Below are 13,350 nucleotides of genomic sequence, written 5' to 3'. Positions count from 1 at the left end.
AGGTCGTTTGAGCCGAGATCGGAGTCGCCATCTGTTTCAACAAGGACCGCCGGGGGTAATGGGTCCTGGCTTTCGCCAGGACGACGGCGGAATAGATACAGCGCCGGGGCAAAATTACAAAATAAACCGGCTCAGATCGGCATTCTTGGCGAGGTCGCCAACGTGCTTCTGCACGTAGTCGGCATCGACCCGGACGGTCTCGCCATTGCGGTCGGGGGCGGTGAAGGAGATCTCGTCCAGCACCCGCTCCATCACGGTCTGGAGCCGCCGCGCGCCGATGTTCTCGACGGCGGAATTGACGGCCACGGCGACGTCGGCCAGCGCATCGACCGCGCCATCGGTGATGTCGAGCGTCACGCCCTCGGTTTGCATCAAGGCGACATATTGCTTGATCAGCGAGGCTTCGGGCTCGGTCAGGATGCGCCGCATGTCGTCGCGGGTCAGCGCCTGCAATTCGACGCGGATCGGCAGGCGCCCCTGCAATTCCGGCAGCAGGTCCGAGGGCTTTGCGACGTGGAAGGCGCCGGAGGCGATGAACAGGATGTGGTCGGTCTTGACTGCGCCGTGCTTGGTCGAGACCGAGGTGCCCTCGATCAGCGGCAAGAGATCGCGCTGCACGCCCTCGCGGGAGACATCGCCGCCGACGCGGCCGTCACGGGCGCAGATCTTGTCGATCTCGTCCAGGAATACGATGCCGTTGTTCTCGACGGCGCTGATCGCTTCCAGCGTGAGCTGCTCGGTGTCCAAGAGCTTGTCGGATTCCTCGTTGACGAGGATCTCGTGCGAGCCCTCGACGGTCAGCCGCCGCGTCTTGCTGCGGCCGCCCAGCTTGCCGAAGATGTCGCCGATCGAGATCGCACCCATCTGCGCGCCCGGCATGCCCGGGATCTCGAACATCGGCATGCCACCGCCGGACGACTGCGTCTCGATCTCGATTTCCTTGTCGTTGAGCTCGCCGGCGCGCAGCTTCTTGCGGAAGGATTCGCGGGTTGCGGAAGAGGCATTGGCGCCGACCAGCGCATCGAGCACACGCTCCTCGGCCGCGAGCTGCGCCCGCGCCTGCACGTCCTTGCGCTTGCGTTCACGCACCTGGACGATCGCGACCTCGACGAGATCGCGCACGATCTGCTCGACATCGCGGCCGACATAGCCGACCTCGGTGAACTTGGTCGCTTCCACCTTCAGGAACGGTGCATTTGCGAGCTTGGCGAGCCGTCGCGCGATCTCGGTCTTGCCGACGCCGGTGGGGCCAATCATCAGGATGTTCTTCGGCAACACCTCCTCGCGCAAGGAGCCTTCGAGCTGCTGCCGCCGCCAGCGGTTGCGCAGCGCGATCGAGACGGCGCGCTTGGCATCGGCCTGGCCGACGATGAAACGGTCGAGTTCGGAAACGATTTCGCGGGGGGAGAAGTCTGTCATGGCACCTTAGCTAGGGTCAGATGCGCCCTGGGACAAGCCGCTTTTTTCGGCCATCAGATGATCGGCGGACCGGATTGCCATTGCTTCACGGCGTCCACCGGATGGATCAGCATCAGGATATTGAGTGTCAGATTGTCGCGAATGTGGAGCGCCAGCATGATTTCGAAGGCGAGCCCGACCAGAATGGTTACTGACACCGGCAGCACACGGGCAACGAGGAACCCCAGCACCATGAAGACCGTGTCCGACTGCGAGTTGACGATGCTGTCGCCGTAATAGTCCAGCGAGATCGTACCGGCGCGGTAGCGTTCGATGATGAACGGCGAGTTTTCGACGATTTCCCAGGCACCTTCGATCAGCATGGCGATGATCAGCCGCGCCGGCCATGACAAAGGCAGCGCGGGAAGTCGCGCAAACAGCAGCCAGGTCAAACCGTAGAACAGGAAGCCGTGCAGGACGTGGGAGAAACTGTACCAGTCGGCGATCTGCTGGGAATTCTCCGAGCTGTTCACCACGCCATGCCACAGCTTCACATAGCCGCAGGTGCAGATCGGCACGCGTCCCACCGCGAACAGGATCGAGGCTTGCAGCACCAGCAGCAACAGCGCGATGCCGACCCAGGCGAGCGGCGGTACCGCCACTTTGCTCTGATGCGTGCTCGTCAGCGTCACGATTCACGCACCATCAACAGCGCCGGTCCATCCGGCGTCTCGACCATGCGGTCGCGGACGAAGCCCGCCTTCTCGTAGGCGCGTATCGCGCGCGCGTTGAGCGGATCAGGATCGGTGACGATCCGCGGCACCCCGTTCCGCAGCTGCGCCTCGACGAACTGGCGAATGAACGCCGCGCCATGGCCGCACGCGATCATGTCGCTTTCGCCGACGAACTGGTCGATCCCACGCGTGCCCTCCGGTTGCGGCCCGAAGCCCGTATTCCAGGCGGTCAGGCGGTAGCATTGAAGATAGCCGAAGGGCCGGTTGCCGGCCAACACGATGAACTGGTCCATCGCGGGTTCAGTGAGGTCGCCGCTGACCAGCGCAAGCTGCTCATCGGGATCGCCCCACCATTCCCGCACATGCGTCTCGCCCAGCCACCGCCGGATCAGCGGCAGATCGGCCGGGGTCATCGGGCGGAAGATGTAGGTTATGGCCATCAGCTAGCCGCGGCGATGCTGCGCCCCCTCTCCCGCTTGCGGGAGAGGGGTGTTTCCGCAATGGGACAATCCCCCAGAGGAGAAAGCCCTCACCCGCGCCTTCGGCGCGACCTCTCCCGCAAGCGGGAGAGGTTACAGCCAGTCCGGTGCCCCGCCGTTGAGTCACAGGTAGGCCCTACCCTGTCGCCAGGCTCTCGATGGTCACATTCCGGTTGGTGTAGACGCAGATGTCGGCGGCGATGTCGAGGGAGCGGCGGACGATGGTCTCGGCGTCCTTGTCGGTATCGAGCAGGGCGCGGGCCGCGGCGAGCGCATAATTGCCGCCGGAGCCGATCGCCATCACGCCGGCCTCGGGCTCGAGCACGTCCCCGGTGCCGGTCAGCACCAGCGAGACGTCCTTGTCGGCCACGATCATCATGGCCTCCAGCCGCCGCAGATAGCGGTCGGTGCGCCAGTCCTTGGCCAGCTCGACCGCAGCGCGGGTCAGCTGCCCCGGATATTGCTCGAGCTTGCTCTCCAGCCGCTCAAAGAGCGTGAAGGCGTCAGCGGTCGCGCCGGCAAAGCCGCCGATGACGTCGCCCTTGCCGAGCTTGCGGACCTTCTTAGCGTTGGACTTGATCACGGTCTGGCCGATCGAGACCTGGCCGTCGCCGCCGACCACCACCTTGCCGCCCTTGCGGACCGTCAAAATCGTGGTGCCGTGCCAGCCCGGCGAGCTGTTCTGGGAAACCTGCATGAATGATCCTCGTTGTCGGGCCTGATTTAGGCGGTCGGGGCCAATGGGACAACCGGCGGACAACGGGCCGCTCCGGGCCTAATTCGCTCACCATAGGCAGAAGTAGAGGCCCGGCTACCCGTTCCCGCAGTAGCGAAGGCGTCATTTGGCTGTTAAAAGACCGGCGTTTTCGGCCCCGAACTAGGATGAAAGCTAGTTTTGATGCGCACCGCGACGATCAAGCGCAAGACCAAGGAGACCGACATTGAGGTCACCGTGAACCTCGATGGCACCGGCGTGGCCAATATCGCGACCGGCATCGGCTTTTTCGACCATATGCTCGATCTCCTCGCCCGCCATTCCCGCATCGACCTCACGGTCAAGGCGGTGGGCGACCTGCACATTGATCATCACCATACCACCGAAGACACCGGCATCGCGCTCGGCCAGGCGGTCAAGCAGGCGCTTGGCAACATGGCGGGCATCACCCGCTACGCCGGCGTGCACATGCCCATGGACGAGACGCTGTCGCGCGTGGTCATCGACATCTCGGGCCGGCCGTTCCTGGTGTTCAAGGCCGACTTCCCCCGCGACAAGATCGGCGAGTTCGACACCGAGCTGGTGCGCGAGTGGTTCCAGGCCTTCGCCATCAATGCCGGCGTGACTCTTCACGTCGAGACCCTATATGGCGATAACAGCCACCATATCGCCGAGTCCTGCTTCAAGGGTCTGGCGCGGGCGCTGCGCACTGCGGTCGCGATCGATCCGAAGGCTGTGGGCGAAATCCCGTCCACCAAGGGCTCGCTCGGCGGCTGACGTCTCGGTCCGGCGGCGGGCGCCGCCTCCGGTATCACTGAATTCAGAGAACGGGGCATCACCATGCCTGTCTACACGGTTCATGCTCCCTCCCCTGCCGGAGCCGATTTGCGTGCCACCGACAAGTTCGTCTTCGTGCGCGACGGCTTCCACTTCTGGGCGATGATCTTCGGCCCGGCCTGGCTGCTGTGGAATCGGCTGTGGCTGGCGCTGATCGGCTGGCTGATCTTTGTGGCCGCGTTCAATGCGGGGCTGTCCAGCCTCGGTCTCGGGCGCTCGTCGATCTTCTACGCGGATCTCATTATCGCCCTGCTGATGGGCTTTGAGGCCTCGAGCCTTCGCCGTTGGACCTTGTCGCGCGGCAAGTGGCGGCAGCTCGACGTCGTGATTGCCGACAAAGAGGACACCGCCGAGCACCGCTTCTTCGAGCGCTGGAGCCAGAAACAGCACGGCATCGTCAACGATCAATGGGCCGTCGATCGCGGCGGCCCGCCGCCGACCCGCGGCGTGCCGGGTCAGCAATTCTCGAACCCGCCGCCATTGCCGGCGGGCGGCATCATTGGGTTGTTTCCAGAACCGGGAGGGTCAAGATGAGCGTCGCCATCATCGATTACGGTTCCGGCAATCTGCATTCCGCCGCGAAAGCCTTCGAGCGCGCCGCGCGCAGCCTGGACAATCCGCAAAAGGTGTTCGTTACCAGCGATCCGGACCAGGCCTACAGCGCCGACCGTCTGGTGCTGCCGGGCGTCGGCGCCTTCGCCGATTGCCGGCGCGGACTTGATGCCGTCAACGGCATGGTCGAGGCGATCACCGAAGCGGTGCGCGTCAAGGCGCGGCCCTTCTTCGGAATCTGCGTCGGCATGCAGTTGATGGCAAGCCGCGGCAAGGAGCATGTCACGACGGACGGCCTGAATTGGATCGGCGGCGATGTCGAGAAGATCACGCCGCGCGACGAGAACCTGAAGATCCCGCACATGGGCTGGAATACGCTGGAGGTTTTGCGCGAGCATCCGGTGCTGAACAAGCTGCCGCTTGGCCCCAAGGGCCAGCACGCCTATTTTGTGCACTCCTATCACCTCAACCCCGCCAACGAGGCGGACGTGCTGGCGCGCGCCGATTACGGCGGCCCTGTCACCGCGATCGTCGCGAAGGACACCGCGATCGGCACGCAATTTCACCCCGAGAAGAGCCAGCGTTTCGGCCTGGCCCTGATCTCGAACTTTTTGCGATGGAAGCCGTGATCCTCTTTCCCGCGATCGACCTCAAGAACGGCCAATGCGTGCGCCTCGAGCAAGGCGACATGGCGCGGGCGACCGTGTTCAACCTCAATCCCGCGGCGCAAGCGCAGAGCTTTGCCGCGCAGGGTTTTGAGTATCTCCACGTCGTCGACCTCGACGGTGCCTTTGCCGGCAAGCCGATGAATGCCGAGGCCGTCGAGGCGATGCTGAAGACGATCAAAATTCCGGTGCAGCTCGGCGGCGGCATTCGCGATCTCGCCACCGTCGAAGCCTGGCTCGACAAGGGCATCACCCGTGTCATCATCGGCACCGCCGCGGTGCGCGATCCCCAGTTGGTGAAGGCTGCGGCGAAGAAATTCCCCGGCCGCGTCGCGGTCGGTCTCGATGCCCGCGACGGCAAGGTCGCGGTCGAAGGCTGGGCCGAGACCTCGCAGGTCACGGTGCTGGAGATCGCAAAGCGTTTCGAGGATGCCGGCGTTGCCGCCATCATCTTCACCGACATCGCGCGCGACGGCCTGCTCAAAGGCCTGAATCTAGATGCGACCATCGCACTCGCCGACGCAATTTCGATTCCAGTGATCGCCTCCGGCGGCCTCGCCTCGATCGAGGACGTCAAGGCGATGCTGACGCCGCGGGCCAAGAAGCTCGCCGGCGCGATCGCCGGCCGTGCGCTCTACGACGGCCGGCTCGATCCCGCCGCCGCCCTCACCTTGATCCGCAACGCATGCGCCTAGGAGCTGACACATGTTCAAGGTGCGCGTGATCCCCTGCCTCGACGTCAAGGACGGAAGGGTCGTCAAGGGCGTCAACTTCGTCGATCTGCGCGATGCCGGCGACCCTGTCGAAGCCGCGATCGCCTATGATGCCGCCGGGGCCGACGAGCTCACCTTCCTCGACATCACCGCGACCCATGAGAACCGCGGCATCATGCTGGATGTGGTCCGGCGCACGGCGGAAGCCTGCTTCATGCCCGTCACCGTCGGCGGCGGCGTGCGTGAGGTCAACGACATCAAGACGCTGCTGCGCGCCGGCGCAGACAAGGTCTCGATCAACAGCGCCGCGGTGTCGCGACGCGAGTTCGTCAAGGAAGCCGCCGAGAAGTTCGGCGAGCAGTGCGTGGTGGTGGCGATCGACGCCAAGCGCGTCAAGCGTCCGGGCGGCGACCGCTGGGAGATCTTCACCCATGGCGGACGCAATTCGACCGGTATCGACGCCATCGAATATGCCCAGGAAGTGGTCTCGCTCGGCGCCGGTGAAATCCTGCTCACCTCGATGGACCGCGACGGCACCCGGCAGGGTTTTGACATTCCGCTGACCCGGGCGATCGCCGACAGCGTCTCCGTCCCGGTGATCGCCTCGGGCGGCGTCGGCAATCTCGACCACCTCGTCGACGGTATCCGCGACGGGCACGCCACCGCCGTGCTGGCCGCCTCGATCTTCCACTTCGGGGAATTCACCATCCGCGAAGCCAAGGAGCACATGGCCCGCTGCGGACTGCCCATGCGCCTCGATGCCTGACGACTCCCGTTCACAAAAGTGCTACACGAGCCGGTGAGGACCGGCTCGTTCGGCCGGACCGCGTTTTCCGAGTAGTCTGTATGCCGCGTTTCACGATCCACGATCTGGCCGAGACCATCGATGCCCGCGCGGCCTCCGGTGGCGAGGCGTCCTATACCCGCAAGCTTCTGGACAAGGGCGCCGAGCATTGCGCCAAGAAGTTCGGTGAGGAAGCAGTCGAAACCGTAATCGCAGCAGTCGAAAACGATCGCGCGCATCTGATCGCCGAAAGCGCCGACCTGCTCTACCATTTCCTTGTGCTGCTCAAGGCACGCGGCGTAAAGCTGGAGGAGGTCGAGGCCGCGCTGGACAAGCGGACGTCGATGTCAGGGTTGGAAGAAAAGGCGTCGCGCAAGAGCGGCAACTAGCCGAGGTGGAAAGATCGCGTCATGGATATCCGCGCACCCGAGCAGCAGTATAATCCGTACCGCGTCTATACGCGCGAGCAGTGGTCCAGGCTGCGCGACGACACGCCGATGACGCTGGAGCCGGGCGAGTTCGACCGGCTGCGCTCGCTGCACGATCGCCTGGACTTGCAGGAGGTCGAGGACATCTACCTGCCGCTGTCGCGCCTGTTGTCGATCTATGTCGACGCCATGCAGCGCCTGTATTACGCCGAGCGCCAGTTCCTCAATATCCGCGACCGAAAAGTGCCCTACATCATCGGCGTCGCCGGCTCGGTCGCCGTCGGAAAATCCACCACGGCCCGCGTGCTTCAGGCGCTGTTGGCGCGCTGGTCGCCGCGGCCGAAGGTCGAACTGATCACGACCGACGGATTTCTGTATCCCAACGCGGTGCTCGAGCGGCAGGGCATCATGCAGAAGAAGGGTTTTCCGGACAGCTATGACTTGCCGCTGCTGCTCAGCTTCCTCTCCGACATCAAGTCCGGCCGTCGTCACGTCCGCGCGCCGGTCTATTCGCATCTGACCTACGACATCGTGCCAAACGAGTGGGCCGAGATCGATCGGCCCGATATTCTGATCGTCGAAGGCGTCAACGTGCTGCAGACCGGAAAGCTGCCGCGTGATGGCAAGGCGGTGCCTGTGGTCTCCGACTTCTTCGACTTCTCGGTCTATATCGATGCCGACGAGGCGGCGCTGCGGCAATGGTACATCAAGCGCTTCCTGGCGCTGCGCGACACCGCCTTCACCAATCCAAAATCCTACTTCAACCGCTACGCCCTGTTGTCGGACGAGGAAGCGACCGCCACCGCGATCGCGATCTGGGAACGCACCAACCTCGCTAATCTCGAGGACAACATTCTGCCGACCCGTCCACGCGCGACGCTGATCCTGAAAAAGGGCGCCGACCACACGGTGGAGAGCGTGGCGCTCAGGCGGCTGTAATCGCGTCGGTGAACATGGGTCCGTGGCTGGTCCGGGCTGAGTGTCTTTTGTTGCTGACCGACAATCGGTATTCCGCTATGCCTTCAAAAACGGCTGGGAGGCAGCATGGTTGATCGTCTCAGAAGCGCCGCGGAGCAGCTTGAAGCGCCGATCTGCCCGGACTGCCATATCGAGATGAAGTGGTTCCGCTCCGAACTGCTCGCGGACGAGCCGACCCCGATCATCGCGCATCTCTTCGTGTGCCCACATTGCAAGCGCGCGGCAAAGACGGACACCATATTCAAGGGCCCCCAAACGCCGCCTGATAAGCTCGCTGCGCCGCGTTTTACTGCTCATGAAGGAACGATCGTCCCGCCGGACGACACGGGGCATGCTCGGCTCCCGGCCTGCCCCGCACCATAGCTGGCGCCGGCCGGGCTCAGGTTCCCATGAGATTCGCGATCAGACTGCCAGGTGCCGGGACGGGGCCAGCCCGGCCAGCGCCTCGTCCAGCTTCTCGCGGTCGAGCGGCTTGATCAGGAATCCGTTCATGCCTGCCTCGAAGCAGGCGTAGCGGTCCTCGACCAGCGTATTGGCGGTGAGCGCCAGGATCGGCGTGTGCTGGCGACCCGTGGCTGCCTCATGTGCGCGGATGCGTTTTGTCGTCTCGATGCCGTCGAGCTGCGGCATCTGGATGTCCATCAGCACGAGGTCATAGGGCGTGCCGGCCGATGAAGCGGCGAGCCAAGATTCGAGCGCCGCTTCGCCATGGACGGCGATGACGACGCGATGGCCGAGTTTGGTGAGCAGCGAGCGCATCAACAATGCGTTGATCTCGTTGTCCTCGGCAACGAGAATCGAAAAGCCCCTCGCCTGCGTTGCGCTGGTGGATTCTGCCACCGGCTCCGGCGCGAGATCGGGCGAGGCGACCTCCGGCGTTAGCGCGAGGCGTGTGGCGAGCGAGGCCGCGCGCAGCGGCTTCACCAGGAATCCGGTGAAGGCCGGGGAGAATTTCTCGTGGCGCGAGCTCGACGTCAGCAGCACGAGCCGCTGCATCGCATGCGCCCGCGCCGCTTCGCCGAGATGGTCGGCAGCGGCAGGACCGATCGCGCGATCGACCAGCATGGCGTGCCATGAACGCTCCGGCAGCAGCGCCTCGGCGACCGCCGCATCCGCAACCATGCAGGTCTGGCCGCCCCAGCGTTCCAGGCGCCGCGCGATCAGCGAAGCCTCGATGCCCTCGGCAACGAGGAGTAGCGATTTGCCGGCGAGATCGGGGCTGGGGAATGCCGTTTGTCCGGCGCCGGCTTGTGACGGGGCCAGTGGCACCGCGACCTCGAAGGTCGAGCCCTTGCCCGGTTCGCTCGTGAGCGTGATCCGGCCGCCCATGCGCTTGACGATGCGCTCGCTGATGGAAAGGCCAAGCCCCGTGCCGCCATAGGTGCGCGCGACGCGCTCGTCCGCCTGCTCGAACTCCCGAAAGATGCGCGACTGCGCTTCCGGCGCGATGCCGATGCCGGTGTCGCGGACCAGGAAGCTGATCTCGTTCGGCCAGATGCCGGGCTCGACGATCAGCGCGACGCCGCCGCGCGCGGTGAACTTGATGGCATTGCCGGCGAGGTTGAGCAGCACCTGGCGCAGCCGCGCGGCATCGCCCACCACCTCGAGCGGCAGGCGCTCGTCGATATAGGACGCGATCTCGAGAGTCTTGGCCTGTGCCCGCGGCGCCAGAAGCTCGGTGATCTCCTCGATCAGCGTGGACAAGGCGAAGGGACGTTGCTCGAGATCGAGCTTGCCGGCTTCGATCTTGGAATAGTCGAGCAGCTCCTCGATCAGCGTCATCAAGGCTTCGCCGGAGGTTTTCACCGCCTTGGCATAGGTCGTCTGCTCCGGCGTCAGCGTGGTGTCGAGCAAGAGGCCGCCCATGCCGATGATGCCGTTCAGGGGCGTGCGGATTTCGTGCGAGGCCATCGCCAGGAAGCGCGATTTCGCGCGGTTGGCGGCATCGGCCTGGTCGCGCGCGTCGGACAAAGCGCGTTCGGTCTCGGTGCGATCGGTGACGTCACGTCCGACGCTCTGCAATTCGGCGGGCTGCCCGGCATCGAGGCGGACATAGCCCTCGCGCCAGGCGATCCAGCGCGCGCCCAGCGGGGTTGCGATCTTCTGGTCGTGAACGCGTGTGCCGCTGCTCTCGCGCGCGCTGTCGCCCTGCTCCAGCACGTCGAAATCGAAGCGGGTGCCGACCAGCGCGCTCCGCGTCTGTCCGGCCAGCGCGCAATAGGCGTCATTGGCAAAGGTGATGCGGCCGTTTGTGTCGCGCAGCACGATCAGGTCGCCCTGCTGTTCGAACAGGCTGCGGGCGCGCTCTTCGGCTTCCTTCAGCTCCCAATTGCGGTCGATCAGCGTCTCGTTGTGGGCGGCGAGCGTGCGCAGCCGCTTGTTGACGAAGCGCAGCCGCATGCTCAGCGTCGCAAGGCCGAGACAGGCGAGGGCGAACAGGAAGCTCGCGCCAATCGCGAACGCATTCGGATCGTAGCCGGAATTCTCGGACCGGCTGCCGGAGACGAAGCCATAGGCGGCGCCGAACGTCGCCGAGAAGATCATGAAGGAACGGATCGCGAAAGCGATACGGGGATGCTGTCGCCTGAAGCGGCGCATGCGCACCTTGATCCGGAACGTCCGACCCATCACCACCGACCCCGACTCTTGTCCGAAACCCCGCGCTCGCCGTGTGCGACGATGTCGCCTCGACCTTGCGAACAGTTTGAGGCTTTGGTGCCGCCTCGAAACAGGGTTTACGAGGCGTTAATGCTTCAGAGCATGATCCGGAAAAGTGTGTAGCGGTTTTCCGAAAAGATCATGCTCAAACAAAAGGCTAAAGCGCGATCCTGATATCATCGCGCTTTAGAGCGAGGCGGCCTGGAGCTGGTGGTGGCCACCGCGGGCGCCGACGATCAGTGCTGCCGCCTCGCGCTGCGAGAACGTCTTCGAGCGCACATAGATGCGGTAATCGGCCGGCCCTTCGGTGGAGAGATAGATCACCTGGGCGCCGTCGACGGGCTGCGCCGCGATCGAGACCAGGCGCGTCGACGGAGTGGCCTGGCAGGTTTCCGATTCCGAACCGAGGCCGTCGTCCACCACCGCGAAGTCCGCAGCGTCGGCATCGTCGGTGACCTGAACCCGCACCGTGGCCTGCGCGGGATCGTCGGTGAAGGCGACGTGCACGCCGGCGGTCCAGAACAGAGTTGTGAGCTCGACCGAGGTCTCGCCGAGGGCAATGCAGGGATGCGAGACCGATCCGATCTCGGCGCGGGCGAACACCGCAGCCGCCAACAAGGGAACAACCGAGGTCAGGATCTTGAAACGCAACATGACACTCTACTCGCCGGGCCCTTTGGAGAACTCGTTGGGCCTTATGGTTTGCAGAGCGTAAAGGAAACTCGTTACCGCCGGGTTGATGCGCGGAATGATCAGGCCAACTGCCGCACATCCTCCGCGAGTGCGCGGTAGGACAGGGCCTCGGCGAGGTGCAAGCGGCCGATCTTGTCCGCGTTGTCGAGATCGGCCAGCGTGCGCGCGACCCGCAGCACGCGGTGATAGCCGCGCGCCGACAGCCGCATGGTCTCGGCGGCGTCGCGCAATAGCTTCTGGCCTTGCGCATCCGGCTTGGCGACCTCTTCCAGGACCGAGGCCGGCGCCTCGGCATTGGTGCGGACGTGGGGCAGGCCGGCATCGGCATAACGCGCAAGCTGGATGTCGCGTGCGGCCGCGACGCGCGCGGCGACCTCGGCGGAGCCTTCCGCCGGCGGCGGCAGGATCAAATCGGCCGCGGTCACTGCCGGCACCTCGATGCGCAGATCAATGCGATCCATCAGGGGACCGGAGATGCGCGCCTGGTAGTCGCCGGTGCAGCGGTCGATGCGGCCGCGCTTGCAGGCATAGCCGGGCTCGAACGCATTGCCGCAGCGGCAGGGATTCATTGCGGCCACCAGCATGAAGCGGGCAGGGTAGGTGACGCGGTGATTGGCGCGCGACACCGCGACCTCGCCGTTCTCCAAGGGCTGGCGCAGCGAATCCAGCACGCGCGGATCGAACTCGGGCAGCTCGTCGAGGAACAGCACGCCCTGATGCGCCAGCGAGATCTCGCCGGGCTTGGCGCGCATGCCGCCGCCGGTGAGCGCGGCCATGCTGGCGGAATGATGCGGCGAGCGGAACGGCCGCCGCGCGGTCAGCGCGCCACCCTCGATCTCGCCGGCGACGGACGCGATCATGGAGACTTCGAGCAATTCGCCCGGCGACAGCGGCGGCAGGATCGAGGGCAGGCGCGCCGCCAGCATCGACTTGCCGGCGCCGGGCGCACCGATCATCAGCAGGTGATGCCCGCCGGCAGCTGCGATCTCCAACGCCCGCTTGGCGCTTTCCTGGCCCTTGATATCGCGCAGGTCGAGGGACGAGGCGGCGGCTTCATGCACCTTCGGTGAGGGCCGCGACAGCACCTGCGTGCCCTTGAAATGGTTGGCGATCTGAATGAGCGATTGTGCGGCGATGATCTGAATGTCCGGGCTCGCCCAGGCCGCCTCCGAGCCGCAGGCGGCGGGGCAGATCAGGCCCTCCTCGCGTCCATTGGCGCCGATCGCGGCGGGCAGGACGCCTGCGACCGGCGCGATCGACCCGTCGAGGCCGAGCTCGCCCAGAACCGTGAAACCCGTCAGCGCATCCGGCGGGATCGCGCCGATCGCCGCCATCAGCCCGAGCGCGATCGGCAGGTCGTAATGGCTGCCCTCCTTGGGCAGGTCGGCCGGCGCCAGATTGACGATGATCCGCCGCGCCGGCAGCGCCAGCCCCGAGGCGATCAGGGCCGAACGGACCCGCTCGCGCGCCTCCGACACCGCCTTGTCCGGCAGGCCGACGATGGCGAAGGCCGGCAGGCCCGGGGCGACCTGCACCTGCACGTCGACCGCACGGGCCTCGATTCCCTCAAAGGCGACGGTAGAAACCCGCTGAACCATGCTCGAACCAGCCTGCCCTCTCGCGCAATTAGGGGTAGCAGAGCCTGGCACCTTTCGCAAGAACAATACGGGAACATATCCGGGGCCAAGCAAGCCCTAACCGATCGTAAACGCGATG

General features: G+C 65.2%; 15 protein-coding genes. 8 read left to right on the top strand and 7 right to left on the bottom strand.

The genetic code is table 11. From position 1 onward, the window contains the following. Positions 1–114: 114 nt before the first annotated feature. The 4 genes from hslU to hslV all read right to left on the bottom strand — a co-directional run bounded on the left by hslU (position 115) and on the right by hslV (position 3,308). The gene (gene hslU, locus BLV07_RS08600) at positions 115–1,419 is read right to left on the bottom strand and encodes an ATP-dependent protease ATPase subunit HslU (protein ID WP_091882581.1); all 1,305 of its coding nucleotides are present in this window, start codon (positions 1,417–1,419) and stop codon (positions 115–117) included. A gap of 53 nt (positions 1,420–1,472) precedes the next feature. Beyond that, complete coding sequence (locus BLV07_RS08595) at positions 1,473–2,090, bottom strand: DUF2585 domain-containing protein (RefSeq protein ID WP_091882578.1); 618 nt, start codon at positions 2,088–2,090, stop codon at positions 1,473–1,475. Further along, on the bottom strand, positions 2,087–2,572 hold the full coding sequence (locus tag BLV07_RS08590; protein ID WP_091882575.1) for a GNAT family N-acetyltransferase: 486 nt from the start codon (positions 2,570–2,572) through the stop codon (positions 2,087–2,089). Before BLV07_RS08590 ends, BLV07_RS08595 begins: the two co-directional genes overlap by 4 nt. Positions 2,573–2,747: 175 nt before the next feature. Next, positions 2,748–3,308 carry an ATP-dependent protease subunit HslV gene (gene hslV / locus BLV07_RS08585; protein ID WP_091882572.1) on the bottom strand — a complete coding sequence of 187 codons (561 nt, stop codon included), beginning with the start codon at positions 3,306–3,308 and terminating at the stop codon, positions 2,748–2,750. A gap of 201 nt (positions 3,309–3,509) precedes the next feature. Here hslV and hisB point away from each other — a divergent pair, with 201 nt between their 5' ends. The 8 genes from hisB to BLV07_RS08545 all read left to right on the top strand — a co-directional run bounded on the left by hisB (position 3,510) and on the right by BLV07_RS08545 (position 8,646). Then, positions 3,510–4,103, top strand: coding sequence for an imidazoleglycerol-phosphate dehydratase HisB (gene hisB / locus BLV07_RS08580; RefSeq protein WP_091882569.1), 594 nt, complete (start codon positions 3,510–3,512; stop codon positions 4,101–4,103). Between the two features lie 63 nt (positions 4,104–4,166). Further along, entirely contained in the window at positions 4,167–4,697 is a 531-nt protein-coding gene (locus tag BLV07_RS08575; RefSeq protein WP_091882566.1) for a DUF2628 domain-containing protein, read from the top strand. After that, a complete protein-coding gene (gene hisH, locus BLV07_RS08570) occupies positions 4,694–5,344 on the top strand; it encodes an imidazole glycerol phosphate synthase subunit HisH (protein ID WP_091882563.1) in 651 nt (216 codons plus the stop codon). The genes BLV07_RS08575 and hisH overlap by 4 nt, the downstream gene beginning before the upstream one ends. Then, the gene (gene hisA, locus BLV07_RS08565) at positions 5,341–6,075 is read left to right on the top strand and encodes a 1-(5-phosphoribosyl)-5-[(5-phosphoribosylamino)methylideneamino]imidazole-4-carboxamide isomerase (protein WP_091883033.1); all 735 of its coding nucleotides are present in this window, start codon (positions 5,341–5,343) and stop codon (positions 6,073–6,075) included. The genes hisH and hisA overlap by 4 nt, the downstream gene beginning before the upstream one ends. Positions 6,076–6,085: 10 nt before the next feature. Continuing rightward, a complete protein-coding gene (hisF, locus tag BLV07_RS08560; protein WP_091882560.1) occupies positions 6,086–6,859 on the top strand; it encodes an imidazole glycerol phosphate synthase subunit HisF in 774 nt (257 codons plus the stop codon). 80 nt (positions 6,860–6,939) lie between these two features. Continuing rightward, positions 6,940–7,266, top strand: a complete 327-nt coding sequence (locus tag BLV07_RS08555) for a phosphoribosyl-ATP diphosphatase (protein WP_008539706.1) — start codon at positions 6,940–6,942, stop codon at positions 7,264–7,266. A 21-nt stretch (positions 7,267–7,287) separates the two neighbouring features. Continuing rightward, entirely contained in the window at positions 7,288–8,244 is a 957-nt protein-coding gene (coaA, locus tag BLV07_RS08550; protein ID WP_091882557.1) for a type I pantothenate kinase, read from the top strand. 105 nt (positions 8,245–8,349) lie between these two features. Beyond that, complete coding sequence (locus BLV07_RS08545) at positions 8,350–8,646, top strand: hypothetical protein (RefSeq protein ID WP_244551021.1); 297 nt, start codon at positions 8,350–8,352, stop codon at positions 8,644–8,646. Between the two features lie 39 nt (positions 8,647–8,685). On the opposite strand, the gene BLV07_RS08540 is transcribed toward BLV07_RS08545, so the two are convergent. The 3 genes from BLV07_RS08540 to BLV07_RS08530 all read right to left on the bottom strand — a co-directional run bounded on the left by BLV07_RS08540 (position 8,686) and on the right by BLV07_RS08530 (position 13,232). Then, positions 8,686–10,911 (bottom strand): PAS domain-containing hybrid sensor histidine kinase/response regulator, encoded by a 2,226-nt coding sequence (locus BLV07_RS08540; protein ID WP_176945416.1) that lies wholly within the window; start codon positions 10,909–10,911, stop codon positions 8,686–8,688. Between the two features lie 216 nt (positions 10,912–11,127). Beyond that, on the bottom strand, positions 11,128–11,595 hold the full coding sequence (locus BLV07_RS08535; RefSeq protein ID WP_091882550.1) for a hypothetical protein: 468 nt from the start codon (positions 11,593–11,595) through the stop codon (positions 11,128–11,130). Positions 11,596–11,693: 98 nt separating this feature from the next. After that, positions 11,694–13,232: a YifB family Mg chelatase-like AAA ATPase gene (locus BLV07_RS08530; RefSeq protein ID WP_091882546.1), complete on the bottom strand. Its 1,539-nt coding sequence runs from the start codon at positions 13,230–13,232 to the stop codon at positions 11,694–11,696. Between the last annotated feature and the right edge of the window lie 118 nt (positions 13,233–13,350).

This window comes from Bradyrhizobium sp. Rc2d, assembly GCF_900099855.1.
Lineage (GTDB): Bacteria > Pseudomonadota > Alphaproteobacteria > Rhizobiales > Xanthobacteraceae > Bradyrhizobium.
This window is presented reverse-complemented; position numbering and strand designations above follow the sequence as displayed.

What these genes read in the sequence shown, in the direction of transcription:
- hslU (WP_091882581.1), bottom strand. Translation starts at nt 1,419, where the DNA reads ATGACAGACTTCTCCCCCCGCGAAATCGTTTCCGAACTCGACCGTTTC.
- BLV07_RS08590 (WP_091882575.1), bottom strand. Translation starts at nt 2,572, where the DNA reads ATGGCCATAACCTACATCTTCCGCCCGATGACCCCGGCCGATCTGCCG.
- hslV (WP_091882572.1), bottom strand. Translation starts at nt 3,308, where the DNA reads ATGCAGGTTTCCCAGAACAGCTCGCCGGGCTGGCACGGCACCACGATT.
- hisB (WP_091882569.1), top strand. Translation starts at nt 3,510, where the DNA reads ATGCGCACCGCGACGATCAAGCGCAAGACCAAGGAGACCGACATTGAG.
- BLV07_RS08575 (WP_091882566.1), top strand. Translation starts at nt 4,167, where the DNA reads ATGCCTGTCTACACGGTTCATGCTCCCTCCCCTGCCGGAGCCGATTTG.
- hisH (WP_091882563.1), top strand. Translation starts at nt 4,694, where the DNA reads ATGAGCGTCGCCATCATCGATTACGGTTCCGGCAATCTGCATTCCGCC.
- hisF (WP_091882560.1), top strand. Translation starts at nt 6,086, where the DNA reads ATGTTCAAGGTGCGCGTGATCCCCTGCCTCGACGTCAAGGACGGAAGG.
- BLV07_RS08555 (WP_008539706.1), top strand. Translation starts at nt 6,940, where the DNA reads ATGCCGCGTTTCACGATCCACGATCTGGCCGAGACCATCGATGCCCGC.
- coaA (WP_091882557.1), top strand. Translation starts at nt 7,288, where the DNA reads ATGGATATCCGCGCACCCGAGCAGCAGTATAATCCGTACCGCGTCTAT.
- BLV07_RS08545 (WP_244551021.1), top strand. Translation starts at nt 8,350, where the DNA reads ATGGTTGATCGTCTCAGAAGCGCCGCGGAGCAGCTTGAAGCGCCGATC.
- BLV07_RS08540 (WP_176945416.1), bottom strand. Translation starts at nt 10,911, where the DNA reads ATGGGTCGGACGTTCCGGATCAAGGTGCGCATGCGCCGCTTCAGGCGA.
- BLV07_RS08535 (WP_091882550.1), bottom strand. Translation starts at nt 11,595, where the DNA reads ATGTTGCGTTTCAAGATCCTGACCTCGGTTGTTCCCTTGTTGGCGGCT.
- BLV07_RS08530 (WP_091882546.1), bottom strand. Translation starts at nt 13,232, where the DNA reads ATGGTTCAGCGGGTTTCTACCGTCGCCTTTGAGGGAATCGAGGCCCGT.